The sequence below is a fragment of the Streptomyces sp. NBC_01481 genome (assembly GCF_026339995.1).
Taxonomy (GTDB): domain Bacteria; phylum Actinomycetota; class Actinomycetes; order Streptomycetales; family Streptomycetaceae; genus Streptomyces.
The window spans coordinates 299006-324481 of sequence record NZ_JAPEPT010000002.1 but is presented as its reverse complement, the minus strand read 5'-3'; the positions used below and the strand labels follow the sequence as shown (position 1 = coordinate 324481).

Sequence of the window (25476 nt, the reverse complement as noted above, 5' to 3'; positions counted from 1 at the left end):
AATCGTGGTGCGAGGTCTTCTGCGCGGTGTGGGTGCGGGGCTGGTCCCGGCGGCGCTCGCGACGGTGGCGCTGACCGGCTGTTCGTCGGAGGGGGAGTCGGACCGGCCTCAGCCCGGGGCGAGCGCGAAGGGCGCTGAGAAGGGGGACGGCAAGGGGGACGCGGCCAAGGCCGCCGCGAAGGGCGGCACGGTCGGGGGTGCCGGTTCGCCGTGCACCCTGCCCGTCTCGTTCGACCTGGCCGCCGATTGGAAGCCGAAGGCCGTCAAGGAGGACAAGCAGTTCGGACTGACCAAGCAGGGCCCGGTCACTCTCGTCTGCGAAATCGACGCCAAGCCCGCCGGGAACATCGGCTTCCTGCGCGTCTGGACCGGGGGCCAGGCAGGCGACGATGCGCGCAAGGCCCTGGAGGCGTTCGTCGCCGAGGAGGCCAAGAGCCGGGACAAGGTCGCGTTTGCCCAGATCAAGGCGGGCGAGTACGCGGCCACCGAGGTGACCTACCTCAATACCAACGAGTTCCTGGACGCGCCCAAGAAGGAGCGGGCGCTCGCCGTCACGACCCCCAAGGGCGTGGTCGTCGTGCATCTCGGTGGACTGGACAACGAGGAGCACGAGGGGATGCTCCCGGCGTACGAGCTGGCGAAGAAGAGCCTCCACGGCGCTTAGGGGCCCTCCGGCGGGCCCGCCGGAGGTGCCCGATCGCGCCACCGCTGTCAGGCTCGTTGTATGCGAATGGCACTGGCACAGACCGACTGTGTACTGGGCGAAGTGGACGCGAATCTCGAAACGGCCCGGGAGCAGATCGAGCAGGCGGCCGCCCAGAACGCGGATCTCGTCGTCTTCCCCGAGCTGAGCCTGCACGGCTATCACCTGGGCGCGCTGCGGCGGGACACCTCGGTGCAGGCACGCGATCCGCGGCTGCTCAAGCTGGGGACGTACGGCCCCGACGTGATGGCCGGGTTCCACGAGCACACCTCTCTGCGGGCGTACAACACCTGCGCGTACTACAGCGGCGGTGAACTCCTGCACACGCACCGGAAGTTGTACCTTCCCAACTATCTGGCGTGGGAGGAGCGCAAGCACGTCAGCCCCGGCCAGTTGGTGCGCGCGTACGACCTGCCGGAGGGTGCCGGTCGCGCGGCCACGCTCATCTGCAACGACGCCTGGCAGCCGGTGCTGCCGTGGCTCGCCGTGCAGGACGGGGCGGAGGTCGTGATCGTGCCGGCGAACAGCGCGGCCAGCCTCGATCCGGAGGCGATGGACACGGGCCTGTACTGGGACAGCCTGCTCACCTATACGGCGCGGATGCTCCAGTGCTGGGTCGTCTTCGTGAACCGGGTGGGGAGCGAGAACGGCGCCTCGTTCTGGGGCGGTTCGCGGGTGGTGGACCCACGCGGGTCGGTCGTGGCCCAGGCGCCCAAGTGGGAGCCCGGGCTCGTGACCGTGGACATCGACCTCCACGAGGCGCGGCGGCAGCGGCGGGCGGTGCCGCTGGTGGCGGAGGCGCGGCTGGGGCTGATCGACCGCGAGGTGCGGCGGCTGATCGACGAGGGCGGGGACAGCTAGGGCCTGTCGTTCGGATCAGGCCGGATCAGTGAGCGGCCCGCCGCGGAGCGGCTGATGTCACTGTGGTGCGTGCGATCGCAGGCCGCAGGATGGGGTCCCCCCGCCGAAGGCAGGGGGAGAGCCGACGCGGAGCGTCGGCGACTGACGCAACGCGGCATGGGGGCACCTCCCGTGCCCGAAGGGCTACGGGGGAGTGCGTGCCAGGGCACGCGAACCCTGCAAGATCCGAACGACAGGCCCTAGGTCTGCCTTGGACCGCCGCCTGGTCGTACGTCCCGCTCCGCCGCGCGGCGGAGCGGGATGCTCCCGTACGCCGATGTCACCGGCGCACCCCCGGCCCGAGCATGAACGCATGCTGAAGATGAGTGCTCTGCCGAATGTGCCGCGCTGGGTCGTGCTCGCGGCCCACGCCGTACCGCTGGTCACCCTGCCGTCCGGGCTGTGGCGTATCGCCCTGGTCGCGGGGGTGCCATTGCTCCCCCGGGCCGTCCCGGACTGGGGAGAGGGGCTGTACATCGTCATGCTCAGCGTGGTCGCGGAGTGCCTCGCGCTGCTGACCCTCGGGCTCGTCCGCCTGTGGGGCGAGGTGGTGCCCCGCTGGATTCCGCTGATCGGCGGGCGGAGGGTACGGCCGGGCGCCGCGGTGGTCCCGGCGCTGCTGGGCGCGGCCGGTCTGACCGTGCTCTGCGCCTGGTCGTTCTACGCCCAGTTCGCCGGTCTTGGCGACGGGCTGGACGGCAGTGCGCTCCAGGACGCGGTGCTGGTGGTCTGCTATGTCCCGCTGCTCGCCTGGGCTCCGCTGCTGGTGGCGGTGACGCTCGCGTACCGCCGGCGCCGCACGACGGCCTGAGGCCGACCCCTGAGGGCAGCCCCGGCGCCCATGGGATCATCGGAGGCGTGAGCACGGTCGGCACGGTCGAGAAGGCGCTTGCCGTGGCGTTGTACGCCGACGGCCACGAAGGGCTCGACACCGGCGCCTCCCTGCTCGCCGCCGATCCGGCCGCCGACGCCGAACTGAGGCTGCGCGGCGAGGAGTTCCTGCGCCGGGCCTGGGAGCGCGGCTGGCAGCCCGCCGATGTCGTACGGCTCGTACGGCGCGACCTCGACGACGAGCACGAGCGGCTGGCCGCCGGGCTGATCACGGTGGAGAGCGGGCGGTACGCGCACCTCGCCCCGCGCTGGCGGGCCCAGCTCGACGAGCTGAAGCAGCCCCCGTACACCGCCGACCGTTTCTCGTACGCGACCGCCGTACTGGAGCTGTACCGCCTGCTGATCCGGCTCCCCGCGATCGAACCGGTCGGCCCGATACCCGGCGCGCCCCTCTCCGCCGAGCCAGCGCCGCACGAGCCGCGCATGCTCGGCCGGATCCGGGCGCTGCTCGCCAAGGCGGAGGCGACCGGCTATCCGCAGGAGGCGGAGGCGCTCACCGCGAAGGCCCAGGAGCTGATGGCGCGGCACAGTCTGGACGAGGCGATGCTCGCCGCGCAGACCCATCGCCCCGATGTGCCGGCGGCCTGCCGCATCGGCGTGGACGCCCCCTACGAAACGGCCAAGGCGATCCTGCTGGACGCGGTCGCATCGGCGAACCGCTGCCGCGCCGTATGGAACAGCGCCTTCGGATTCTCGACCGTCGTCGGCTTCGACGGCGACCTGGAAGCGGTCGAGCTGCTCCACACCTCGCTGCTCGTCCAGGGCGCGACGTCGATGACCCGCGCGGAGGCGACCCAGCGCGCGGGCGGCCGCAAGCGGACGAAGACCTTCCGGCAGTCCTTCCTGATGTCCTACGCCGCCCGCCTCGGCGAACGCCTCACGGCGGCGACGGACGCGGTGACGGCCGACGAGGGAAGCGACCTGCTGCCGGTCCTGGCCGCGCGGGACGTGGCGGTCACGGACCGCACGGAGCGGATGTTCCCCGAGACGACGACCACACGGGTGCGGGGAGCGAATGACGAGGCGGGCTGGGTCCACGGCAGAGCGGCGGCGGACACAGCGCATCTGGCGCGGGAGCGCCACAAGCTCAGCGGTGAACAGTCCCGCTCGGGCGCAGGGGACGCGTAGGTCGACGGCGTGCGACGGCGGATCCCTGCCCCGCCCCAGGGCAGGGCAGGGGGCCGTGCGTCAGCGCTCCTGGACGAACGCCCTGCCTTCGTGGGCATCGGCGGAGCAGGACTGCTTCTCCGCGTCGGTCATCTTGCGGCTCTTGACGACCACCGCGTTGCTCTTGCCGTCCGTGCCGTTCGCGGCAGGACCGGTGACGGTGTCATCCCAGAACCAGTAGTAGTGACCCCACTTGGGGCTGTCGTAGTGGGTCTGCCAGGTGCCGGAGACCTTCTGCATCACCTGGGCGCGGGAGATCCAGCCCACTTCACCGGGCTTGACCGTCATGCCCAGCGAGCTGCTCTCCGAGTGCGTGCTCGTCCAGGTGTGGCTGTAGGTCGCCGTCACACTCAGGTCGATGATGCCCGCGATCTTGCCGCCCGCGGTGACCGAGACGCCGACCGAGTCGGTCGAGCCCACGGTGTCGCTCCAGGTCATGGACTGAGTGGCGTCCGACGTACTGCAGTTGTAGAGCGAGTCGGAGACCTGGCGGAACTGACCCAGGTACGCCTCGCCCAGCTGGGGGGAGTTGAAGGTGCACTTGCCCTCGCCGGAGGCGCAGTCCGCCGTCAGCTCCGGCCGTGTCGGCTGCTCGTCGGCGGATGCGGGCAGGGCGGTCGCCGCCGCGATTCCGCAGGCCGCCACGGTCAGGGCCAGTAGTCGGCCGCCGTGCCGTATGGCGCGGTTCATCGTCATGTTGGTGCCTTTCGGTCGTGCATGGGGGGCCGGTGAACCGGGCGTCTCCGCACGGGAGTTGAGGCTCCAGTACGTGTCCGAACTCACCGCCTGTGCATGCGAGGCTGTCCCAACAGCCCCCGCAGCCACACCAAGAAAAGGCAAAGTTGTAGTTGACGGTGCAATCGCCGCCGGGCCGGGCCCCGCTGACACGACGACGGGCCGCGAACCCGTGAAGGTCCGCGGCCCGCGGCTGACCTCGTACGTCAGGACGTCGGAGGCGTCAGAGCGTGAGAGGCGTCAGGGAGCCGGGATGCCGGTCGGCAGCTCCGTCGGCAGTCCCTTGGGCAGCTTGCCCGGCTCGGTCTTGGTGAGCGTGTCCTTCGCGCCCGCGTCCCACGAGACCACCAGCTTCGTGCCGTCGTTGGACTCGATCGAGCCCATCGTGCGGTCGGTGTTCCCGTCCGCGCACTTCAGCGACAGCATTGGCTTGCCGTGGTCCGTCACCTCGCCCGTGCAGACATGACCGTCGGCGACGACCGCCGCGGTCTTGCCCGAGACGGACAGCGCGATCGGCTTGCCGTCGGTCACACCGGACCAGGCGCCGTCGATGCTCCCACTCGCCGATCCTCCGTCGCCGCCCGCTTCCGTGGGCGTGGCAGAGGTCTTGCCCTTGCCCGCGTCGTCACTGGCGCTGCTGCCACAGCCGGTCAGCGCGAGCGCGGCGACAAGACCCGCCGCGGCGACTGACATCCGTACGCGCTTGTGCACTTATCGGTCCCCCTAGTCGGTTTCAAGACCGCGCCAAGCTACCAGGAGGACTTGCGCACTCCCGGGAGGAACCCGGCGTGTGCCTGCTCACGCACCCGGACGCGCGACAGGCCGAACTTCCGCAGATGGCCGCGCGGCCGGCCGTCCACGCTGTCCCGGTTGCGCACGCGCGTGGCGCTCGCGTCGCGCGGCTGACGCCGCAACTCCTCCTGCGCGGCGAGCCGTTCGGCCTCACTGCTGCCCGGACGGCGGATGATCTCCTTCAACTCCGCCCGGCGCGCCGCGAATTGCTCCACGACCGCCTTGCGCCGCTCATTGCGGGCGATCTTGCTCTTCTTCGCCATCAGACCTTCACCCCGCGGGCACGGATACGGGCCACCGCGGCCTCGATGCCGATCGTGTCGACGGTCTTGATCGCGCGGGCGCTGAGCGTGAGCCGGACATGGCGGCCCTCGCTCCGGAGCCAGTAGCGCTTGCGCTGGATGTTGGGGTCGAAGCGGCGGGACGTGCGCCGGTGCGAGTGGGAGATGTTGTTGCCGAAGCCCGGCTGGGCGCCGGTCAGCTGGCAGTGCGCGGACACGGGTGATTCACCTCTCGTTGACTGGTTTCCATTTGGTAATGGAAACCATTTCCATTTATCTTAACCCCATGGCCCGCAACGAACTCCGCCCGATCATCAAGCTCCGCTCCACGGCAGGCACCGGCTTCACCTACGTGACCCGCAAGAACCGCCGCAACGACCCCGACCGCATGACGCTGCGCAAGTACGACCCGATCGCCCGCCGCCACGTCGACTTCCGCGAAGAGCGCTGACCCGCCGAGGAGCAAGCCCATGAAGCCCGGAATCCACCCGGCGTACGGCCCCGTCGTCTTCCGCGACAAGGCGGCCGGCTTCGCCTTCCTCACCCGATCGACCGCCACCGGCGAGAAGACGGTCGAGTGGGAGGACGGCAACACCTACCCCGTCATCGACGTCGAGATCTCCTCGGCGAGCCACCCCTTCTACACGGGCACCGCGCGCGTGCTCGACACGGCCGGCCGCGTGGAGCGCTTCGAGAAGCGTTACGGGGGCCGGAAGTGAGACTCCCCGTCGCACTCGTCTGCGGCCTGCACTCCGAGGCCCGCAAGGCCGTCGTGGAGCGGCTGCTGGCCACCGTGCCGGGCAGCGTCGTGCTGCACCACGATCTGTCGACCGCCGTGCAGGGCACGGTCGTTCGCACCGTCCGTGACGCGCTCGGCGTGCAGAGCACCGGCGAGACGCCGCTGGTCAACGACTGCGCGTGCTGTGCGCTGCGCGAGGACCTGGTGCCCGAGCTGGAACGGCTCGCGGACGGTGGCACGACCCGGCTCGCGATCGTCGAGCTCTGGGACTCGGTCGAGCCCAAGGCCATGGCCGAGGTCGTCGCCGCGCACGGCGGCGGGCGCCTCGCCGTCACGGCGGTGATGACCGCCGTCGACCCGGCGCTGCTGCTGCCCTGCCTCGGCAACGGCGACGACCTGCTCGACGCGGGCCTCGCGGCCGCCGCAGGTGACCAGCGCACGATCGCCGACACCTGGGCGCGCCAGCTGGAGTACGCGCCCGTCCTCGCCGTCGTCGACAGCGAGGAGGCCGACGACGAGGACCGGGCGCTGCTCGCCCAGCTGCATCCGACCGCCCGCCAAGTGACTCTGTCCGGCCTGGAGTTGGCGCGAGCGGCGCTGGCGGGCTTCGACGTCGAGGCGGCCGCCGCCGCCCAGCACCCCGCCTGTGCGCTGCTGCCGCAGGACGCGGACGACTGCGGTGTGGCCACGTACGTCTGGCACCGCCGCCGCCCCTTCCACCCCGAGCGCCTCTACCAGGCGCTGGAGGACCTGACCTGCGCGGCCGCCCGCAGCCGAGGCCGCTTCTGGCTCGCCGACCGGCCCGACACCCTGCTGGCCTGGGACGCCGCGGGCGGTGCGCTGTGTGTGGAGAGCGCGGGCCCCTGGCTCGCCTCGCTTCCGGACGCCGCCTGGGAGATGGTCCCGCCGGTGCGCCGGGCCGCTGCCGCGCTGGACTGGCACCCCGAACACGGGGACTGCTGCCAGCACCTGGTCTTCACCTCGCCCGGCCTGGACCGTGACGGCCTGGAACAGCTACTCGAGTCCTGCCTGTTGACCGATGCCGAATACGCCGCCGGCCGCGAGGCCTGGAAGCGGCTGCCGCCCGCCTTCGACTCCCTCCTGGAGGTCTGATGCCCCGCCGTTCCGAGCCGCGCAAGCCGCTGAAGTCCCGTCCCAATCCGCTGGACCAGGCGAAGATCACGTACATCGACTACAAGGACACCGACCTGTTGCGGAAGTTCATCTCGGACCGCGGCAAGATCCGCAGCCGCCGGGTGACGCGGGTGAGCGCCCAGCAGCAGCGGCAGCTCGCCCTGGCGATCAAGAACGCGCGGGAGATGGCGCTGCTGCCGTACGCCTCCGGCAAGTAGGCGCCACTGTCCGCAGCCGTTCCAGCCGATTGCCGACCACTTCGACGTGCGCCGCCCCGAGCCTCCCGGAACACCTCACGGTGCTCGGGGAGGCCGGTCTGGTTTTGCCCCGCCGGAGCTGTAACCGGAGGGCCACCCGGCGTGCACGTGCATCTGCTCATGCTGCCGCCCATGCATCGGCATATGAACACGGCTATGATCCGGGATAGTTGACACCTGCATCTTGCACCCCGGGAGCGACTTGTGCCCAACGTGTACAACGGCATGGCGGCGACGGAGCTGCACGGTGTCGTCTGGCAGAAGAGCAGGCACAGCAACTCCCAGGGCTCGTGCGTGGAGTTCGCCAAGCTGCCCGGCGGGGACGTGGCGATGCGCAACTCACGGCACCCGGACGGCCCCGCACTCGTATACACGCCAGCGGAGATAGAAGCGTTGCTTCTGGGCGTCAAGGACGGGGAGTTCGACCACCTCGTCTAGGTCCTGCCCGGTCGATCAGGCGAGCCGGAACAGCGCCCAGACCACCTTGCCGTGCAGGGATCCGGCGAGCGGGTGCCAGCCCCAGCTGTCGCTGAAGGAGTCCACAAGAAAAAGGCCCCGACCGGATTCGGCCGCGCCACTGGGATCCGGGAAGGGAGCGTCGTCGCTCTCCCCGGCCGTCCCGGGGCTGTCATGGCTGGGGTCGCGCACGGCGCACACCAGCCGGTTCGTCCAGCGCATCAAGTGCAGGCGTACGGGAGGTTCCTGGGTCTCCCGAAGCGCTTCCGTGGGCAGCGCGTGCCGCAGTGCGTTGGTGACGAGTTCGGAGACGACCAGTGCGACATCGTCGAAACGGTCGCTCAGTTCCCACTGGCGAAGAGTCGTCCGGGTGAACTGCCGTGCTCCGCGCACCGCTTCGAAGCGGGCGGGCAGGGCGCACGAGGCCGAGCTGGAGACCGCGGCGGGATCAATAGGAGGAAGCCCCTGCCGTAACGGCGCGAGCATGGTCGATCCATTCATCCCCATGCGAGGCACTCCCGGGAATCGCGGCTGTGACGCTACAACACGAACGAGCACGCAGGTGCGCGAGCTCCATGGTTCCGAATGCGTAGGGCAGATGCAAGGGCAGATGCACGTGCACGCGCCGGACCTGTCCGACCCCGTGCCGGTTCTTGCTCATTTCTTCCACCAATCTCTTTCCAGCCCTTCCCAAGGCCGTCTCATTTCCGTAATCGAATGAGTACGGGCTGAAGCGTTTTGGTGGCAGAATCCCGGGTCTCGGGGTTCGGGGGTGCTCCGGCAAGTCGGACAAGCGAGTTGAGTCGAGGCGGACCATGAGTCGATGGGGAGGGTTGGGGTCGTGACCGCAGGCGAGTCGAGCGGTTCGGTGGTACGGCGCATCCTGTTGGGCTCGCAGCTGAGGCGGCTGCGCGAATCACGCGGCATCACCCGGGAGGCTGCCGGGTACTCGATCCGGGCATCCGAATCCAAGATCAGCCGCATGGAGTTGGGACGGGTGAGCTTCAAGGCCAGGGACGTAGAGGATCTGCTGACGCTCTACGGAGTCTCCGACGACGCGGAGCGCGAGTCCCTCCTCGGTCTCGCCAAGGAGGCCAATGTCGCCGGCTGGTGGCACAGCTTCGGCGATGTGCTGCCGGGCTGGTTCCAGACGTACGTCGGTCTGGAGGGCGCCGCCTCGCTCATCCGTATCTATGAAGTGCAGTTCGTGCACGGTCTGCTGCAGACCGAGTCGTACGCCCATGCCGTCGTATCCCGCGGCATCCCCCACGCCCCCACGGCCGAGATCGACCGCCGCGTCGCGCTCCGCCTCGAACGCCAGAAGGTTCTGGTCTCCGAGCGCGCCCCCCGCTTCCATGCCGTCCTCGACGAGGCCGCGCTGCGCCGCCCCTACGGCGACCGCTCTGTGATGCAGGGCCAGTTGAGGCATCTCATCGAGATCTCCGAGCAGTCGAACATCACGCTCCAGGTGATGCCCTTCAGCTTCGGCGGGCACGCGGGCGAGAGCGGCTCGTTCACGATGCTGCGCTTCCCCGAGTCCGACCTCTCCGACATCGTCTATCTGGAGCAGCTGACCAGCGCCCTGTATCTCGACAAGCGCGAGGAAGTGGCCCAGTACGAACGGGTGATGAGGCGTCTGCACGAGGACAGTCCGGATCCGTCCGAGACCCGGGATCTTCTTCGGGGTCTCCTTCAACTCATCTGAAACACAAGTACGATGACGCCACATCAGGCATCTGCTTCTGCAGTCTTCTGCGGTAAGGAATCGGATCACATGTCCTTCTTCACCGAGCTGGCCCAGCAGTACATCGATGGCGAGTGGAGGCCGGGAAGCGGCTCCTGGGACATCATCGACTTCAACCCGTACGACGGGGAGAAGCTGGCCTCGATCCCCGTTGCCACCGCCGCCGAGGTGGACCAGGCATACCGCGCCGCCGAGCGTGCGCAGGAGGCCTGGGCCGCGACCAATCCGTACGCCCGCCGCCTCGTCTTCGAGCGCGCCCTGCGCATCATCGAGGACCGCGAGCAGGAGATCACCGAGTCGATCATCGCGGAGCTCGGCGGCACGCATCTGAAGGCGGCCTTCGAACTCCACCTCGCCAAGGAGTTCCTGCGCGAGGCGGTGCAGCTCTCGCTGCGGCCCGAGGGCCGGATCCTGCCCTCGCCGGTCGACGGCAAGGAGAACCGCGTCTACCGGCTGCCGGTGGGCGTCGTGGGTGTCATCAGCCCCTTCAACTTCCCCTTCCTGCTGTCCATCAAGTCGGTGGCCCCGGCGCTGGCGCTGGGCAACGCCGTCGTCCTCAAGCCGCACCAGAACACCCCGATCTGCGGCGGATCCCTGGTCGCCAAGGTCTTCGAGGACGCGGGCCTGCCCGCCGGTCTGCTCAATGTCGTCATCACCGACATAGCGGAGATTGGTGACGCGCTGCTGGAGCACCCGGTGCCGAAGGCGATCTCCTTCACCGGCTCCGACAAGGTGGGGCGGCATGTCGCCACGGTCTGCGCGGCCAACTTCAAGCGCGCGATCCTCGAACTGGGCGGCAACAGCGCTCTGATCGTGCTGGAGGACGCGGACATCGACTACGCGGTGGACGCGGCGGTCTTCAGCCGTTACGTGCACCAGGGCCAGGTCTGCATGGCCGCCAACCGTGTCCTGGTGGACCGGAAGGTGGAGAAGGAGTTCACCGAGAAGTTCGTCGCCAAGGTCAAGAGCCTCAAGGTCGGCGACCCCAGGGACCCGGGCACCCACATCGGCCCGCTCATCAACTCCACGCAGGCGGACGCGGTCACGGCGCTCGTCGACCAGACCGTGGAGGCCGGCGCGACCGCGCTGCTGCACGGCAGCTCCGAGGGCAATCTGGTGCGCCCGTCGGTGCTGACCGGGCTCGAAGCCGACTCGCCGGTCCTGCAGCAGGAGATCTTCGGCCCGGTGGCCCTGATCGTGCCCTTCGACGGGGAGGACGAGGCGGTCAGGATCGCCAACGACACTCCGTACGGCCTGAGCGGCGCGGTGCACACCGCCGACATCGAGCACGGGGTACGGATCGCCCAGCGCATCAACACCGGGATGATCCACATCAACGACAGCACGGTCCACGACGAGCCGATCGTGCCCTTCGGCGGCGAGAAGCACTCGGGCAGCGGGCGGCTGAACGGCGAGTCGATGATCGAGGCGTTCACCACCCAGAAGTGGATCTCGGTGCAGCACGGGCGCTCGCAGTTCCCCTTCTGACTGTCCCGGACGCCGCGACCCTTGCGGACGGAAGCTGACCGCAAGGGTCACTAGTTTGGTCGGTGTCAGAACGGCGCAACCAGGCTCGGAAGGGCGGACATCATGGTCACTCACGTTCCCGCGGAGGCTCACGGCGACGAGCGCGGCGCGCTGCTCGCTTTCATCGAGGCGCAGCGCGGCGCGATCCGCCGCTCGGTACTCGGGCTGACCGAGGAACAGGCCGCGAGCCGGCCCAGCGCCAGCGAGCTCTCGCTCTCCGGGCTGCTCAAGCATGTCGCCGAGACGGAGCTCGGCTGGCTGCGGCGGGCGCAGCAGCGAACGAACGAGAAGGCGCGTACGGAGGAGACCTGGCCGGACAGCTTCCGGCTGGTGGGCGACGAGACCGTCCCGGGGATGCTGGCCTTCTGGGACGAGGTGGTCAAGGAGACGGAGGCCTTCATCCACTCCGTACCGAGCCTGAACGACACCTTCCCGCTGCCTCCCGCGCCCTGGTTCCCCAAGGACGGCGCTGTGTCCATGCGCTGGATGCTGCTGCACCTGGTCGAGGAGGTCGCCCGGCACGCCGGGCACGCCGACATCATCCGCGAGTCGCTGGACGGCAAGGGCGCGTTCGACCTGGTGGCGCTGGAGAGCGGCCAGAGCTGGGGCTGAGCCCGGCCGTACCCTATTCAAAGTTGAATAGAAAGGTACGCGGATGTCAGCGATCCGGCTGCTGGTCCTCGGGGCCGTACGCCAGCACGGGCGGGCGCACGGCTACCAGGTCCGCAACGATCTGGAGTACTGGGGCGCGCACGAGTGGTCCAACGCCAAGCCGGGCTCGATCTACCACGCGCTGAAGCAGATGGCGAAGCAGGGACTGCTGCGCGCCCACGAGACCGCGCCGTCCACGGCCGGCGGGCCGCCGCGTACCGAGTACGAGATCACTGAGAAGGGCACCGAGGAGTTCTTCAAGCTGCTGCGGGAGTCCCTGACGGCCTACGACGAGAAGATGGACGTGCTCTCGGCGGGGATCGGCTTCATCGTCGATCTCGCGCGGGAGGATGCCGTGGCCCTGCTGAAGGAGCGCGTGCGCGGCCTGGAGGAGTGGCGGACCTCGGTGACGGAGTACTACACACCGGAGGCGGGGCCCGAGTCGATCGGGCACATCGGCGAAATCATGAACATGTGGGTGGGCTCGGCGGACTTCGGCGCGGAGTGGACGCGGGGGCTGATCCGGCGGATCGAGGACGGGGCGTACGTGTTCGCGGGGGAGGGGGAGCCCTTCTCGGGGGTGCTCGCGGAGGGCGAGGAGAACCCGTACGCGACGGGCGAGCGGCACCCGCAGGACGAGCGCTGATCAGTGGTGGAACGCCGAAGCCCGCTCCGTGTCCGTGCTCAACGGGTGCTGCTGGCGGCGCAGTTCCGGCAGCAGTTGGTTCAGATCGTCCAGCAGCAGCTCGCCGAGGTCGGCCGAGAAGCCGTTGCGGATCACCAGTCGCAGTACCGAGAGGTCCTCGCGGTTGGGCGGGAAGGAGTAGGCGGGGACCAGCCAGCCGCGTTCGCGCAGCCGCCGCGAGACGTCGAAGACGTCGAAGTTCTTCACGTCCGGCGCGGTGGTGACCGCGAAGACCGGCAACTGGTCGCCTCTCGTGAGGAGTTGGAACTCCTCCAGCGCCCCGATCCGGTCCGCGAGCCCGCAGGCGATCTCCCGGGAGGTCTGTTGAACGGCCTGGTAGCCCTCCCTGCCCAGCCGCAGGAACGTGTAGTACTGCGCGACGACCTGAGCGCCCGGACGCGAGAAGTTGAGGGCGAACGTCGGCATGTTGCCGCCCAGATAGTTGACCCGGAAGACCAGATCCTCCGGCAGATCCTCCGGTGAACGCCACAGCGCCCAGCCGACCCCCGGGTAGACCAGGCCGTACTTGTGCCCGGAGGTGTTGATCGACTTGATCCGCGGCAGCCGGAAGTCCCAGACCAGATCCTCGTCGATGAACGGCGCCACCATCCCGCCGGACGCCCCGTCGACATGGACCGGGATGTCCAGGCCCGTACGCTCCTGGAGGGCGTCCAGCGCGGCACAGACCTCGGCGACGGGCTCGTACGACCCGTCGAAGGTGGAGCCCAGCACGCTCACCACGCCGATCGTGTTCTCGTCGCAGAGATCGGCCGCCGCCTGCGGATCGAGATGGAAGCGGTCGCCCTCCATCGGCACGAGACGCGGCTCGACCTCCCAGAAATTGCAGAACTTCTCCCAGCAGACCTGGGCATTGGCGCCCGTCACAAGATTCGGCCGGGCGGCGCCGGGATAGCGGTCCGCGTGGCGCTGCGCCCAACGGCGTTTGAGCGCCATCCCGGCGAGCATGCAGGCCTCGCTGGAGCCGGTGGTCGAGCAGCCGACCGCGGAGGCCGGGTCCGGGGCGTTCCACAGGTCGGCGAGCATGGCCACACAACGCCGCTCCAGCTCGGCGGTGCGCGGGTACTCGTCCTTGTCGATCATGTTCTTGTCCCGGCACTCCGCCATCAGCACCCCGGCCTGCGGCTCCATCCAGGTCGTGACGAAGGTGGCGAGGTTGAGCCGTGCGTTGCCGTCCAGCATCAGCTCGTCGTGCACCAGCTGGTACGCCGTCATGGGCGGAAGCGGCCCGTCCGGAAGTCGGTGGGTGGGCGGGGCCGCGGTCATTCCGCTGGTCGGGTCGGTCGCACCGAAGAAGGGATTGACCGCGAGCCTGCGCATTTCCGGCGTGTGCTCGGCGGAGCCGTCCTGGTGGGGAGGGGCGGCCGCGCCCTTGTGGAGTGGCACGTCGGTATCGCCTTCCTGGCGCATGGATGTGCGGTCAGTTCTCAGGCTCGTACGGCCTTGCACCTCACGCAACGTGAGGAGTGAGGCTGGGAGGCGTAACGAGAGACGAAGGAGCGGAAAGCGATGAGCTACTCCGTGGGACAGGTGTCCGCATTCGCCGGAGTGACCGTGCGCACGCTGCACCACTACGACGAGATCGGACTGCTCCGTCCGGGTGGCCGCAGCCACGCGGGCCACCGGCGCTACGAGGACGCCGACCTCGACCGGCTGCAGCAGATCCTTTTCTACCGGGAGCTCGGCTTCCCGCTCGACGAGGTCGCGGCGCTGCTCGACGACCCGGACGCGGACCCGCGCGAACACCTGCGCAGGCAGCACGAGCTGCTGACCGGCCGGATCGCCAGGCTGCAGGAGATGGCCGCCGCCGTCGAACAAGCCATGGAGGCGAAGAAGATGGGCATCAACCTCACCCCCGAGGAAAAGTTCGAGGTCTTCGGGGACAAGGACCCCGAGCAGTACGCCGAGGAGGCCGAGCGGCGCTGGGGCGGCAGCGCGGCCTATGCCGAGTCGCAGCGCCGCTCCGCCCGCTACACCAAGGACGACTGGCTGCGCTTCAAGGAGGAGAGCGCCGACTGGAACCGCCGCGTCGTCGCGCTCATGGAGGCAGGAGCACCCGCGGACGGAGAGGCCGCGATGGACCTCGCCGAGGAGCACCGGCAGCAGATCGTCCGCTGGTTCTACGACTGCGGCTACGAGATCCACACCGGACTGGCCGAACTGTACGTAACGGACGACCGCTTCACGCAGACGTACGAGCAGATCCGCCCGGACCTGGCCCGGTACCTGCACGACGCGATCCTCGCGAACGCGGTGCGCAACAGCTGAGCGGCGCCGGGCCCGAGCGTCCTGGCCCGGGGCTCCTCAGCTCTTGGCCAGGACCACCGCCGTCCCGTACGCGCAGACCTCCGTGCCCACGTCCGCCGCTTCCGACACATCGAAGCGGAACATCAGCACACCGTTGGCGCCGCGTGAGCGGGCCTGGTCCACCAGGCGCTCCATCGCCTGGTTACGGGTCTCGACCAGGGTCTTGGTCAGCCCCTTCAGCTCGCCGCCGATCATCGACTTGAGACCGGCGCCGATCTGGCTGCCCAGATGCCGCGAGCGCACGGTGAGTCCGAACACCTCGCCGATGACCTGCTGTACCTGGAATCCCGGTACATCGTTCGTCGTGACGACCAGTACCTCGGGCTGCGGACCCTGTCCGCCGCCGTAATCCTCGATGCCCATCTGCGTCCACCTTCCGTACGGGCTTGTAACGCACAGCTTTGTCCCAGACAGGGCACAGTGCATCCTGGGCGGGCGGACGGAACGTGGAGCAGCGGCGATGCGTTGATAGCTTTGGGTGGCCGACCACGCCGAATCGACGGCCGAATCGACGGCCGAATCGACGATCGACCGACTATCGACTCAGGAGCCCGGACCTCGTGACTACCCTTGCGCTCGGACCGAGCTGGCTGGACCCGGACTATCTGATCGCGACCTTCGGTCTGATCGGGGTCCTGGTCATCGTCTTCGCCGAATCCGGCCTGCTCATCGGCTTCTTTCTGCCGGGCGACTCGCTGCTGTTCACCACCGGCCTGCTGGTGACGACCGGCAAGCTCGACGAGCTCCCGCTGTGGGCGGTGTGCGCGCTGATCGTGTTCGCGGCCGTCGTCGGCGACCAGGTCGGCTATCTCTTCGGCCGCAAGGTCGGCCCCTCGCTGTTCAAGCGCCCCGACTCCCGGCTCTTCAAGCAGGAGAACGTCGAGAAGGCGCACGAATTCTTCGAGAAGTACGGTCCCAAGTCGCTGGTCCTGGCCCGCTTCGTGCCCATCGTGCGCACGTTCACGCCGATCATCGCCGGTGTGAGCCGGATGAACTACCGCTCGTTCATCACGTTCAACATCATCGGCGGCGCGCTCTGGGGCGCGGGTGTGACGCTGCTCGGCGCGGGGCTCGGCAAGGTCGAGTTCGTGAACAAGAACATCGAGGCGATGCTGGTCCTGATCGTGCTGCTCTCGGTGATCCCGATCGCGATCGAGTTCCTGCGGGCCCGCTCCAAGAACAAGAAGGCGGCAGCCGCCGCCGGACCGGCCGACGACGACGTGCCCCCGGCGCAGCGCGGCCGCCACGCCAAGCGCTGAGCCCGGCTCCCAGGCCGCTCAGAATCCGCGCGTCCGCTTGGCCGCGCGGCGCAGCGGGCCCTGAACGCCGGGCATCCTGAGGAACAGCCGGGACAGCTCGCCCCCCAGGTTCACCCCGATCGCGATGGCGAGCGCCAGGGCGGCGGCCTTGGTGAGCTGGGTGAGGCCCGAGTTCAGATCGTTCCTGGCGATCTCGAGCAGCCCGAAGTACGTCGCGCTACCGGGCAGCAACGGCCCGATCGCGGCGGTCACGTACGGCAGCGCGGACGCGAACCGGTAGCGCGAGAGCACCTGCCCGAACAGGCCCACCAGACCGGCCGCGGCGGCCGTCGCGGCGACCGGCGAGACACCCGCGTTATTCGCGAGCGCGCCGTACACCACCCAGGCGATGCCGCCGTTGAAGGTCGCCCACAGCACCGTGTTCCGCTCCTGCTGGAGCAGCACGGCGAAGCACAGGGACAGCGCCATCGCCGCCAGCGTCTGCACGAGGGGCCGGTCGACGCTGTGGATGGCTGTCTCGGGGTTCAGGCCCGCGCCCAGCGCGAGGCCCAGATAGAGCACGCTCAGTACGCCGACGACGATGCCGACCACCAGATAGCCGACCTCCAGCAGGCGGGCCGCAGCGGTGATGTAGAAGCCGGTCAGGCCGTCCTGTACGCCGGCGACCAGGGCCCGCCCCGGGATCAGCGCGAACAGACCACCGGTGATCACCGCGGAGGCGCGTACGTCCAGCGGCGACAGCGTCAGCGCGACGCCCATTGCGGCGGAGGGCATGGCCGCGGCGACGAACTGGTAGAACTCCGGCAGTCCGCGCCCGGCGCACAGCCAGGCCAGCCGGTCGCCGAGCATGGCGCTGATCGCCGCCGCCAGGAACACCAGCGCATCGCCGCCGACCAGCACGGACGCCGCGCCCGCCAGCAGTCCGCCGGCCAGGGTGAGCGCCCAGCCGGGGTAGGGGTGCCGGTTACGGCGGATCTCGGCGAGGCGGCGGTAGGCCTCCTCCAGCGAGACCTCCGACTCCTCGGTGCTGATGTCGTGGACCAGCCGGTAGACCGCGGCCAGCCGGGTGTAGTCGGTGCCCCGGCGGCGTACGGTCCGGTTCGCCGTCACCGGGTCGTCGACGAGCGAGGGCTGGTGGGTGATCGACAGCAGGGTGAAGGTGACGGTCGGCTCGCAGCGGTCGAGTCCGTACGAACGCGAGATGGCGAACATGGCCGCCTCGACGTCCTCGGCGCCCTCGCCGCCCGCGAGCAGCAGCTCCCCGATACGCAGCGTCAGGTCCAGCACGCGGGGGACGGCCGGGCCGCCCTCCTCGTGCCGCTGGACGGCCTCCGGCACGGGCCGCTCGCCCACCGGCATCCGCAGCATCGCCCGCATCCGGTCCTGCCAGGGGGCGTGGCTCGTCAGCCGGACCATGGGGATACCGTGCGCGGGCGTGAACGCGGGCGGCGAGCTCTTGGCGCTGTAGGTGCTCGGCAGGGCGAAGGCGGAACCTTCCGGCCCGGCCGGGCCCTCGGTGCCGACCCCGGCCGGAACGGCGAACTCCGAGGAGGGATGGTCCTCTTCGGGAACATCCGGCTGTCCCACCCCGGGCGGCGGGGTGAAGGCGCTGTGCGCCTCGTCGGACTGAGGCTTCCGGTCTTCCGGACCCTCCGGCTCCGCCACCACGTGCTGTCCTCGCTCCCTCTTGTGTCGCGTGTCAGCTCAGTATGGGTGTGGACCGGCGGCCACACGCACGACGGGCGGCGCCACCTTTCTTGACGCGCCGCTCGCACTGCTCGGCGCCGGGGCGCCTCCCAGGCTTCGCGCCGCTGCGCCAGCCGCCGAGCCGTCGCACACGCACGACGGGCGGAGCACCCGTCGGTGCCCCGCCCGTCGTCAGCTCGATGCCGAAGAGCTACGTGCTCAGTGCGCGCCGCCCTGCGCCTCCAGGCGCTTGTAGGAGGCCTCGATCTCCGCCTCCGCCTCGGTGCGGCCGACCCAGTTCGCACCCTCGACGGACTTGCCGGGCTCCAGGTCCTTGTAGACCTCGAAGAAGTGCTGGATCTCCAGGCGGTCGAACTCGGACACGTGGTGGATGTCGCGCAGGTGCTCGACGCGCGGGTCGGAGGCAGGCACGCACAGCAGCTTGTCGTCGCCGCCCGCCTCGTCCGTCATCCGGAACATGCCGATCGCGCGGCACTTGATGAGGCAGCCGGGGAAGGTCGGCTCGTCAAGGATGACCAGCGCGTCCAGCGGGTCGCCGTCCTCGCCGAGGGTGTTCTCGACGAAGCCGTAGTCGGCCGGGTAGCTGGTCGAGGTGAAGAGTCGACGGTCAAGGCGGATCCGACCGGTCTCGTGGTCCACCTCGTACTTGTTCCGCGAACCCTTCGGGATCTCGATGGTGACGTCGAACTCCACGGGTGGCTCCTCCATGATCAACACATACGTCTGGTGGTTAAGTGTCCCTCACGCAGGTGTGTGATCGCGAAAGGGGATGGTGCGAGGTGCCAGAGGTCAGTACGTGGCAGCTCGCCGCGGGCGCCGCCGTGGCCGGCCTCGCCCTCGCCGCCGGGGCGGTGGCAGCCGCTGGTCCCTGGGACTCGGGCCAGCGTAAGGCCGAGAAGGAGTGGGCGGCTGCCCGGAATCCGGTGGGTGGCGCACATCACGGGACACCGAAGCGGAAGGACCCGGCTCCCGCGCCCAGCGCACCCGGTGTGCTCGCCGCTCTCGGCGCCCCCTCGAACGCCACTGCCAAGAGCGCGAAGGCCGCCCCCGCCGAACTCGCACAGGTGCTCGCACCGCTGCTCGGCGTCCCCGGGCTCGGGACGGTCCGTACGGCCCGCGTCATCGATCTCGCGACGGGCAAGCAGCTGTACGGACAAGGGGTCTTCGACCCGATGACCCCCGCCTCCACCATCAAGATCGCCACCTCGGTCGCCGCCTTGTCCGCCCTCGGCCCCGACCACCGCATCCCCACCACGGTCCTCGCCTCCAAGGACGCCGGACAGCTCACACTGGTCGGCGGCGGAGACCCGAGCCTCGACTCGGCAGCACTGCGGACGCTCGCCGACCGTACGGCCCGTGCCCTGCGCGATCGCGGAGTCGTCTCCGTCCGGCTCGCGTACGACACCTCGTTCTACAAGGGGCCCCTCCGGCACCCCATCGGCCGCAACCAGAACCTCGCCCCCGTCAGCGCACTGATGGTGGGCGAGGGGCGGTCCGACGAGAAGAGCACGGGGCCCGTGGACCGCAGCCCCGACCCGGCGGGAGACGCGGCCCGTGCCTTCGAGCGGCTGCTGAAGGAGCGCGGCATCGACACGTCCGCCGCCCCCGCCCCCGGCCGTCCCGCCGCCGGGTCCGCCCCGCTGGCCAAGGTGCTCTCCGTACCCCTGTCGGCCCTGGTCGAACGGGCACTGACCAACAGCGACAACGACATCGCCGAAGCACTGGCCCGCCAGACCGCCGTAGCCACCGGCGAGGAGCCGAGCTTCGAGGGCGGCGGACGGGCCGTCACCGGGCAACTGGCCAAGCTGAAGCTCCCGTTGACCGGCGCCCGCTTCGTCGACGGAAGCGGTCTCAACCGGGACGACCGCCTCAGCGCCGGGCTGCTCACCGCGCTGCTGGCCCGCGCCGCCGACCCGGCCCACCCCGAACTGCGCCCGGTCCTGACGGGTCTGCCGGTCGCGGGCTTCAACGGCACCATGGAGAGCCGCTACAACCGGGACTCGCCCGGCACCGGCCTGGTGCGCGCCAAGACCGGGACCCTGACCGGCGTCAACACCCTGGCGGGCACCGTCGTAGCCCCGGACGGACGCCTCCTCGCCTTCGCCTTCATGGCCGCCAACACCCCGTCCAAGGAGCTCGCCCAGCCCGCTCTGGACCGGCTGGCGGCCGCGCTGGCCTCGTGACTCAATGGGCGAACCGGCCGTTGCCGACACCTGACCGCTCCCGGAGCCGACAACGTACGGTTGACGCATGACGAGCATCGGTGGTGCCGAGATGGTCGACTGGAACCTCGCCGTGGCGACCGCGACCCGCTTTGTGCGGCCCGGACCCGACGTGAGCCGGGAGGAGGCGCGTGCCGTCGTCGCCGAGCTGCGGCGGCATGCCAAGGCGGCCGAAGTACATGTGCGGGGCTTCACCCGGATGATCCCGGACGGCCATGAACCGAAGGACACCCCCGTCCTCGTCGTGGACCGGGCCGGGTGGATCCAGGCGAATGTCGCGGGCTTCCGCGAACTGCTGAAGCCGCTGCTGGACAAGATGCAGGAGCGCCGCTCGGGCAGCGCCGGCAGCGCGATGCTCGGAGCGGTCGGCGGCAAGGTCACCGGCGTGGAGCTGGGCATGCTCCTGTCGTTCCTGGCCTCGCGGGTCCTCGGTCAGTACGAGACCTTCGCGCCCGCCACCCGTGAACTGCCCGCGGGCGACCCCTCCGCCCCGGGCGCCGGCGGCCGCCTGCTCCTGGTCGCCCCGAACATCGTCCATGTCGAGCGTGAACTCGAAGTGGACCCGCACGACTTCAGGCTCTGGGTCTGCCTCCACGAGGAGACCCACCGCACCCAGTTCACCGGCGTGCCCTGGCTGCGCGACCATCTCGAGGGCGAGATCCAGTCATTTCTGGGCGAGACCGAGGTGGACCCGATGACGGTTCTCGAGCGCTTCCGGGAGGCCGCCCAGTCGCTCTCCGGCGCCCGCCCCGAGGGCGAGGAGGACGAGAGCGGCCGCTCCATCGTCGAGCTGGTCCAGACGCCCGCGCAGCGCGAGATCCTCAGTCGGCTGACCGCCGTGATGTCCCTGCTGGAAGGGCATGCCGACTTTGTGATGGACGGCGTCGGACCCGATGTCGTGCCCTCCGTCGCCGAGATCCGCGAGAAGTTCCAGCAGCGCAGGGCCCGCGGCGCGAGCCGTCTGGACCAGGCACTGCGCAAGCTGCTCGGCCTCGACGCCAAGCTGCGCCAATACCGCGACGGCGAGCGGTTTGTCCGGTCCGTCGTCGAGGAGGTCGGAATGGATGGATTCAACCGCGTCTGGACGTCTCCGAACACGCTGCCCACCAAGGCGGAGATCGCCAAACCCGCGGACTGGGTCGCGAGGGTGCACCGTAAAGCAGACTCGTGAGCGGGCGGCGTCCGACGGCAGAAGGACGCCCCCCTAATCACCCATCCGAGGGACCGTAGGCAATGGGTAGGCGTGCAATGCTCGGGTATCGGCTCGGTTCTGTCACCATCGACGCACTCTGAGTGACTGATCCTCCAGTCCCGACAACCGACCGAGGCACCCCCCAACTTTTCACGAAGGGCACCGGACATGGGTCCCCATCCTGCGGTCGCGGCGATACGCCTGGCGGTCCGCCGCGTACTCCACGACGTACTCACCGAACACTCCGACCGGCTCGCGCGCTCCGTCGGCCACGCGGCTCCCGCGCGCTCGGCCTCCTCCTTCCATCACGCGCCCGCAGACGAGCAGCCGCTCGTCCTGGTGGCATGCTCCGGCGGCGCCGACTCCATGGCCCTCGCCTCCGCCCTCGCCTTCGAGGCCCGCAAACTCTCCGTCCGGGCCGGCGGCATCACCGTCGATCACGGCCTCCAGGACGGCTCCGACCTCCGCGCCGCCGAGGTCGCCGTCCGGCTCACCGCGATGCAACTCGACCCCGTCGAAGCCATCACCGTACGAGTCGGCCGCGACGGCGGCCCCGAGGCCGCGGCCCGCGACGCCCGCTACGCCGCCCTCGACGACGCCGCCGAGCGCCACGGCGCCGCCGCCGTCCTGCTCGGCCACACCCGCGACGACCAGGCCGAAACCGTCCTGCTGGGTCTCGCGCGCGGCTCCGGCACCCGCTCACTCTCCGGGATGGCGGCCGTCTCGGGGGCGGCCGGCCGCTACCGCCGCCCCTTCCTCCAGCTCGACCGGCAGACCGCCCGCAAGGCATGCATGGCCCAGTCGCTGCCCGTCTGGGACGACCCCCACAACGCCGACCCGGCCTACACCCGCTCCCGGCTGCGCCACGAGGGCCTGCCTGCCCTGGAGAAGGCGCTCGGCAAGGGCGTCGTCGAGGCGCTCGCCCGTACCGCACAGCTCTCCCGCGACGACGCCGACGCCCTGGACACCTGGGCCGCCGACGCGGACGCCGCCGTACGGGACGACGCGGGCCGCCTGGAGTGCGCGAAGCTGTACACGCTGCCGCCCGCCGTGCGCCGCAGGATCCTGCGCCGGGCCGTCATCGAGGCGGGAGCGCCCGCCGGTTCGCTCTTCGCCCGGCACGTCGAGGAAGTCGACCGGCTGATCACGGGCTGGCGCGGCCAGGGAGCCATCAATCTGCCCGGCCGCGTCGAGGCACGACGGCAGGGTGGCAGACTGGTCATTCGGCAAGGCTGACGCAGCAAACGAAAGTGACCCGGGTGAACGAGAAGGACATGGGCGCCGACCTCCAGTCGGTGCTCATCACCAAGGAAGAGATCGACGCGAAGCTGGGCGAGCTGGCCGCGAAGATCGACGCAGAGTACGCGGGCAAGGACCTGCTCCTCGTCGGTGTCCTCAAGGGCGCCGTGATGGTGATGGCGGACCTGGCGCGTGCCCTGTCCACCCCCGTCACGATGGACTGGATGGCGGTGTCCTCGTACGGCGCGGGCACCCAGTCCTCGGGCGTGGTCCGGATCCTCAAGGACCTGGACACCGACATCAAGGGCAAGCACGTTCTGATCGTCGAGGACATCATCGACTCCGGCCTCACGCTTTCGTGGCTGCTGTCGAACCTCGGCTCGCGGGAGCCGGCCTCCCTTGAGGTCTGCACACTGCTGCGTAAGCCGGATGCCGCGAAGGTCGCCATCGATGTGAAGTGGATCGGCTTCGACATTCCCAATGAGTTTGTCGTCGGGTACGGACTGGATTACGCCGAGAAGTACCGCAATCTGCCGTTTGTCGGCACGCTCGCACCGCACGTGTACGGCGGCTGAAGGCCCCCGAAAGCACGGGAACCCTGGCCCCTCTCCCGCCGTTGGAGCAAGGGAAGGCGGCCACGGGTGACAATGCTGGGGTACCGTCCGAAGAACAGTCTTTTCTCACAGCAGCATTTACCTACGGGCAGGAGGGACGGGGCGATTTCCGCTCCGTATGGATGGACGTGAAGCGATACTTCCGTGGGCCGGTCATGTGGATCGTGCTGGCCGTCCTCGCCGTGGTCGTGTTGATGCAGGTCGTCGGCTCGTCCGGCGGCTACAAGACGGTGGACACCGGCGAGGTCGTCCAGGCGATCGACAAGAACCAGGTCGACCAGGTCAAGCTGACCACCGGCGACGAACAGATCATCAAGGTTGATCTGAAGGACGGCCAGAAGGTCAAGGGCAGCGACAAGATCCAGGCGAGCTACATCGGCACCCAGGGTGCCGATCTGGCCGAGAAGCTCCAGACGAAGTACGAGGCCGGTGACATCGAGAAGGGTTACACCGTCTCGCCGTCGAAGCAGAGCCCGTTCGTCTCGGTGCTGCTCTCGCTGCTGCCCTTCGTCCTGATTGTCGTGGTCTTCCTCTTCCTGATGAACCAGATGCAGGGCGGCGGCTCCCGAGTCATGAACTTCGGGAAGTCCAAGGCCAAGCTGATCACCAAGGACACCCCGAAGACGACCTTCGCCGATGTGGCGGGGGCCGACGAGGCGGTCGAGGAGCTCTACGAGATCAAGGAGTTCCTGCAGGAGCCGGCCAAGTTCCAGGCGGTCGGCGCCAAGATCCCGAAGGGTGTGCTGCTGTACGGCCCGCCCGGTACGGGCAAGACGCTGCTCGCGCGCGCCGTCGCGGGCGAGGCCGGTGTCCCCTTCTACTCGATCTCAGGCTCCGACTTCGTCGAGATGTTCGTCGGTGTCGGTGCGTCCCGAGTGCGCGATCTCTTCGAGCAGGCCAAGGCGAACGCCCCGGCGATCGTCTTCGTCGACGAGATCGACGCCGTAGGCCGGCACCGCGGTGCGGGTCTGGGCGGCGGACACGACGAGCGCGAGCAGACCCTCAACCAGTTGCTCGTCGAGATGGACGGCTTCGACGTGAAGGGCGGCGTCATCCTGATCGCCGCCACGAACCGGCCCGACATTCTCGACCCGGCGCTGCTGCGCCCGGGCCGTTTCGACCGGCAGATCGCCGTCGACCGCCCGGACATGCAGGGCCGTCTGGAGATCCTCAAGGTCCACCAGAAGGGCAAGCCGGTCGCCCCGGACGTCGACCTGGGCGCGGTTGCCCGGCGTACGCCCGGCTTCACCGGTGCGGACCTGTCGAACGTGCTGAACGAAGCGGCGCTCCTGACGGCGCGCAGCGACAAGAAGCTGGTCGACAACCACTCCCTGGATGAGGCGATCGACCGCGTCGTGGCGGGACCGCAGAAGCGGACCCGGATCATGTCGGAGAAGGAAAAGAAGATCACCGCGTACCACGAGGGCGGTCACGCCCTGGTCGCGGCGGCTTCGCCGAACTCCGACCCGGTTCACAAGATCACGATCCTGTCCCGTGGACGGGCGCTCGGATACACCATGGTCCTGCCGGACGAGGACAGGTACTCCACGACCCGCAACGAAATGCTCGACCAGCTGGCATACATGCTGGGCGGGCGCGCGGCCGAGGAGCTCGTCTTCCACGACCCGACCACGGGTGCGGCCAACGACATCGAGAAGGCCACGACCACGGCCCGGGCGATGGTCACGCAGTACGGCATGACCGAGCGTCTTGGCGCCATCAAGTTCGGTGGCGACAACACCGAGCCGTTCCTCGGACGTGAGATGGCTCACCAGCGCGACTACTCGGAAGAGGTCGCCGCGCTGGTCGACGAAGAGGTCAAGAAGCTCATCGAGACCGCGCACAACGAGGCGTGGGAGATCCTGGTCGAGAACCGCGACGTACTCGACAACCTGGTTCTCCAGCTCCTCGAGAAGGAGACCCTCGGCAAGGAGCAGATCGCCGAGATCTTCGCGCCGATCGTGAAGCGCCCGGCCCGCCCGGCCTGGACCGGCTCCTCGCGACGCACTCCGTCGACGCGGCCGCCGGTGCTCTCGCCGAAGGAGCTGGCGCTCACCAACGGAGCTGTCGGCTCCAACGGCTCGGCCCCGACGGACACCGTCCCGGCCATAGAGGCGGTCCCCGAGGAGCGTCCGGAGGGCTGATCCCTTCCGGCGCTGTGGTCGCACGGCGCCGCACAGGGCCCGGAATGAATGCCGCGTCCCCCAGGTTTTAGCCTGGGGGACGCGGCATTTTCGTATGCCCGCCCGCAAGAGC

29 protein-coding genes are annotated in these 25476 nt (G+C 69.5%); 20 read left to right on the top strand and 9 right to left on the bottom strand.

Annotation, left to right across the window (positions count from 1 at the left end; translation table 11 throughout):
- The first annotated feature begins 4 nt into the window (after positions 1–4).
- The 4 genes from OOK40_RS11975 (at position 5) to OOK40_RS11960 (ending at position 3622) form a co-directional block, all read left to right on the top strand.
- A complete protein-coding gene (locus OOK40_RS11975; protein WP_266479775.1) occupies positions 5–664 on the top strand; it encodes a lipoprotein in 660 nt (219 codons plus the stop codon).
- Between the two features lie 60 nt (positions 665–724).
- Positions 725–1564, top strand: a complete 840-nt coding sequence (locus OOK40_RS11970) for a nitrilase-related carbon-nitrogen hydrolase (protein WP_266479773.1) — start codon at positions 725–727, stop codon at positions 1562–1564.
- 352 nt (positions 1565–1916) lie between these two features.
- Positions 1917–2414, top strand: coding sequence for a hypothetical protein (locus tag OOK40_RS11965; protein WP_323136051.1), 498 nt, complete (start codon positions 1917–1919; stop codon positions 2412–2414).
- A 47-nt stretch (positions 2415–2461) separates the two neighbouring features.
- Complete coding sequence (locus OOK40_RS11960; RefSeq protein ID WP_266479771.1) at positions 2462–3622, top strand: DUF2786 domain-containing protein; 1161 nt, start codon at positions 2462–2464, stop codon at positions 3620–3622.
- Positions 3623–3682: 60 nt separating this feature from the next.
- On the opposite strand, the gene OOK40_RS11955 is transcribed toward OOK40_RS11960, so the two are convergent.
- The 4 genes from OOK40_RS11955 to rpmB form a co-directional block, all read right to left on the bottom strand.
- Entirely contained in the window at positions 3683–4357 is a 675-nt protein-coding gene (locus OOK40_RS11955; RefSeq protein WP_266479769.1) for a hypothetical protein, read from the bottom strand.
- Between the two features lie 279 nt (positions 4358–4636).
- Complete coding sequence (locus tag OOK40_RS11950) at positions 4637–5107, bottom strand: hypothetical protein (RefSeq protein ID WP_266479767.1); 471 nt, start codon at positions 5105–5107, stop codon at positions 4637–4639.
- Between the two features lie 38 nt (positions 5108–5145).
- Entirely contained in the window at positions 5146–5451 is a 306-nt protein-coding gene (gene rpsN / locus OOK40_RS11945; protein ID WP_266479765.1) for a 30S ribosomal protein S14, read from the bottom strand.
- Positions 5451–5687, bottom strand: a complete 237-nt coding sequence (rpmB, locus tag OOK40_RS11940; protein ID WP_266479763.1) for a 50S ribosomal protein L28 — start codon at positions 5685–5687, stop codon at positions 5451–5453. The genes rpsN and rpmB overlap by 1 nt, the downstream gene beginning before the upstream one ends.
- Positions 5688–5755: 68 nt before the next feature.
- Here rpmB and rpmG point away from each other — a divergent pair, with 68 nt between their 5' ends.
- The 5 genes from rpmG (at position 5756) to OOK40_RS11915 (ending at position 8037) form a co-directional block, all read left to right on the top strand.
- On the top strand, positions 5756–5920 hold the full coding sequence (gene rpmG, locus OOK40_RS11935; RefSeq protein ID WP_266479761.1) for a 50S ribosomal protein L33: 165 nt from the start codon (positions 5756–5758) through the stop codon (positions 5918–5920).
- A 19-nt stretch (positions 5921–5939) separates the two neighbouring features.
- The gene (locus OOK40_RS11930) at positions 5940–6188 is read left to right on the top strand and encodes a type B 50S ribosomal protein L31 (RefSeq protein ID WP_266479759.1); all 249 of its coding nucleotides are present in this window, start codon (positions 5940–5942) and stop codon (positions 6186–6188) included.
- Complete coding sequence (locus tag OOK40_RS11925; protein ID WP_266479757.1) at positions 6185–7321, top strand: GTP-binding protein; 1137 nt, start codon at positions 6185–6187, stop codon at positions 7319–7321. The genes OOK40_RS11930 and OOK40_RS11925 overlap by 4 nt, the downstream gene beginning before the upstream one ends.
- Positions 7321–7560 (top strand): 30S ribosomal protein S18, encoded by a 240-nt coding sequence (gene rpsR / locus OOK40_RS11920; RefSeq protein ID WP_266479755.1) that lies wholly within the window; start codon positions 7321–7323, stop codon positions 7558–7560. Before OOK40_RS11925 ends, rpsR begins: the two co-directional genes overlap by 1 nt.
- Before the next feature lie 243 nt (positions 7561–7803).
- Positions 7804–8037 carry a DUF397 domain-containing protein gene (locus OOK40_RS11915; protein WP_142214438.1) on the top strand — a complete coding sequence of 78 codons (234 nt, stop codon included), beginning with the start codon at positions 7804–7806 and terminating at the stop codon, positions 8035–8037.
- A 15-nt stretch (positions 8038–8052) separates the two neighbouring features.
- Here OOK40_RS11915 and OOK40_RS11910 read toward each other — a convergent pair whose 3' ends face one another.
- Complete coding sequence (locus OOK40_RS11910) at positions 8053–8562, bottom strand: ATP-binding protein (RefSeq protein ID WP_266479753.1); 510 nt, start codon at positions 8560–8562, stop codon at positions 8053–8055.
- Positions 8563–8896: 334 nt separating this feature from the next.
- On the opposite strand from OOK40_RS11910, the gene OOK40_RS11905 reads away from it, so the two are divergent.
- The 4 genes from OOK40_RS11905 to OOK40_RS11890 all read left to right on the top strand — a co-directional run bounded on the left by OOK40_RS11905 (position 8897) and on the right by OOK40_RS11890 (position 12623).
- Positions 8897–9760 carry a helix-turn-helix transcriptional regulator gene (locus OOK40_RS11905; RefSeq protein ID WP_266479751.1) on the top strand — a complete coding sequence of 288 codons (864 nt, stop codon included), beginning with the start codon at positions 8897–8899 and terminating at the stop codon, positions 9758–9760.
- A 69-nt stretch (positions 9761–9829) separates the two neighbouring features.
- A complete protein-coding gene (locus tag OOK40_RS11900; RefSeq protein WP_266479749.1) occupies positions 9830–11287 on the top strand; it encodes an aldehyde dehydrogenase family protein in 1458 nt (485 codons plus the stop codon).
- A 102-nt stretch (positions 11288–11389) separates the two neighbouring features.
- Complete coding sequence (locus tag OOK40_RS11895; protein WP_266479747.1) at positions 11390–11938, top strand: DinB family protein; 549 nt, start codon at positions 11390–11392, stop codon at positions 11936–11938.
- A 43-nt stretch (positions 11939–11981) separates the two neighbouring features.
- Positions 11982–12623, top strand: a complete 642-nt coding sequence (locus OOK40_RS11890; RefSeq protein ID WP_266479745.1) for a PadR family transcriptional regulator — start codon at positions 11982–11984, stop codon at positions 12621–12623.
- Here the strand turns inward: OOK40_RS11890 and OOK40_RS11885 are convergent, their stop codons facing one another.
- Complete coding sequence (locus OOK40_RS11885; RefSeq protein ID WP_266479743.1) at positions 12624–14066, bottom strand: glutamate decarboxylase; 1443 nt, start codon at positions 14064–14066, stop codon at positions 12624–12626.
- Positions 14067–14189: 123 nt separating this feature from the next.
- Here OOK40_RS11885 and OOK40_RS11880 point away from each other — a divergent pair, with 123 nt between their 5' ends.
- Entirely contained in the window at positions 14190–14948 is a 759-nt protein-coding gene (locus OOK40_RS11880) for a MerR family transcriptional regulator (RefSeq protein ID WP_266479741.1), read from the top strand.
- A gap of 36 nt (positions 14949–14984) precedes the next feature.
- Here OOK40_RS11880 and OOK40_RS11875 read toward each other — a convergent pair whose 3' ends face one another.
- Positions 14985–15350, bottom strand: coding sequence for a YbjQ family protein (locus OOK40_RS11875; protein ID WP_266479739.1), 366 nt, complete (start codon positions 15348–15350; stop codon positions 14985–14987).
- 197 nt (positions 15351–15547) lie between these two features.
- On the opposite strand from OOK40_RS11875, the gene OOK40_RS11870 reads away from it, so the two are divergent.
- Positions 15548–16246 (top strand): DedA family protein, encoded by a 699-nt coding sequence (locus tag OOK40_RS11870; RefSeq protein WP_266479737.1) that lies wholly within the window; start codon positions 15548–15550, stop codon positions 16244–16246.
- Between the two features lie 18 nt (positions 16247–16264).
- Here OOK40_RS11870 and OOK40_RS11865 read toward each other — a convergent pair whose 3' ends face one another.
- Together OOK40_RS11865 and OOK40_RS11860 are read right to left on the bottom strand one after the other, a co-directional pair.
- On the bottom strand, positions 16265–17914 hold the full coding sequence (locus tag OOK40_RS11865) for a threonine/serine exporter ThrE family protein (protein ID WP_266479735.1): 1650 nt from the start codon (positions 17912–17914) through the stop codon (positions 16265–16267).
- Between the two features lie 237 nt (positions 17915–18151).
- Positions 18152–18646, bottom strand: a complete 495-nt coding sequence (locus OOK40_RS11860) for an inorganic diphosphatase (protein ID WP_108151010.1) — start codon at positions 18644–18646, stop codon at positions 18152–18154.
- Positions 18647–18732: 86 nt separating this feature from the next.
- Here OOK40_RS11860 and dacB point away from each other — a divergent pair, with 86 nt between their 5' ends.
- The 5 genes from dacB to ftsH all read left to right on the top strand — a co-directional run bounded on the left by dacB (position 18733) and on the right by ftsH (position 25364).
- Positions 18733–20136, top strand: a complete 1404-nt coding sequence (gene dacB / locus OOK40_RS11855; RefSeq protein ID WP_266479733.1) for a D-alanyl-D-alanine carboxypeptidase/D-alanyl-D-alanine-endopeptidase — start codon at positions 18733–18735, stop codon at positions 20134–20136.
- 67 nt (positions 20137–20203) lie between these two features.
- Positions 20204–21346 carry a zinc-dependent metalloprotease gene (locus OOK40_RS11850; protein WP_266479731.1) on the top strand — a complete coding sequence of 381 codons (1143 nt, stop codon included), beginning with the start codon at positions 20204–20206 and terminating at the stop codon, positions 21344–21346.
- Between the two features lie 189 nt (positions 21347–21535).
- The gene (gene tilS, locus OOK40_RS11845) at positions 21536–22603 is read left to right on the top strand and encodes a tRNA lysidine(34) synthetase TilS (protein WP_266479729.1); all 1068 of its coding nucleotides are present in this window, start codon (positions 21536–21538) and stop codon (positions 22601–22603) included.
- A gap of 38 nt (positions 22604–22641) precedes the next feature.
- A complete protein-coding gene (gene hpt, locus OOK40_RS11840; RefSeq protein ID WP_142215096.1) occupies positions 22642–23181 on the top strand; it encodes a hypoxanthine phosphoribosyltransferase in 540 nt (179 codons plus the stop codon).
- Positions 23182–23342: 161 nt separating this feature from the next.
- Complete coding sequence (ftsH, locus tag OOK40_RS11835) at positions 23343–25364, top strand: ATP-dependent zinc metalloprotease FtsH (RefSeq protein ID WP_266479727.1); 2022 nt, start codon at positions 23343–23345, stop codon at positions 25362–25364.
- The last annotated feature ends 112 nt before the right edge of the window (positions 25365–25476 follow it).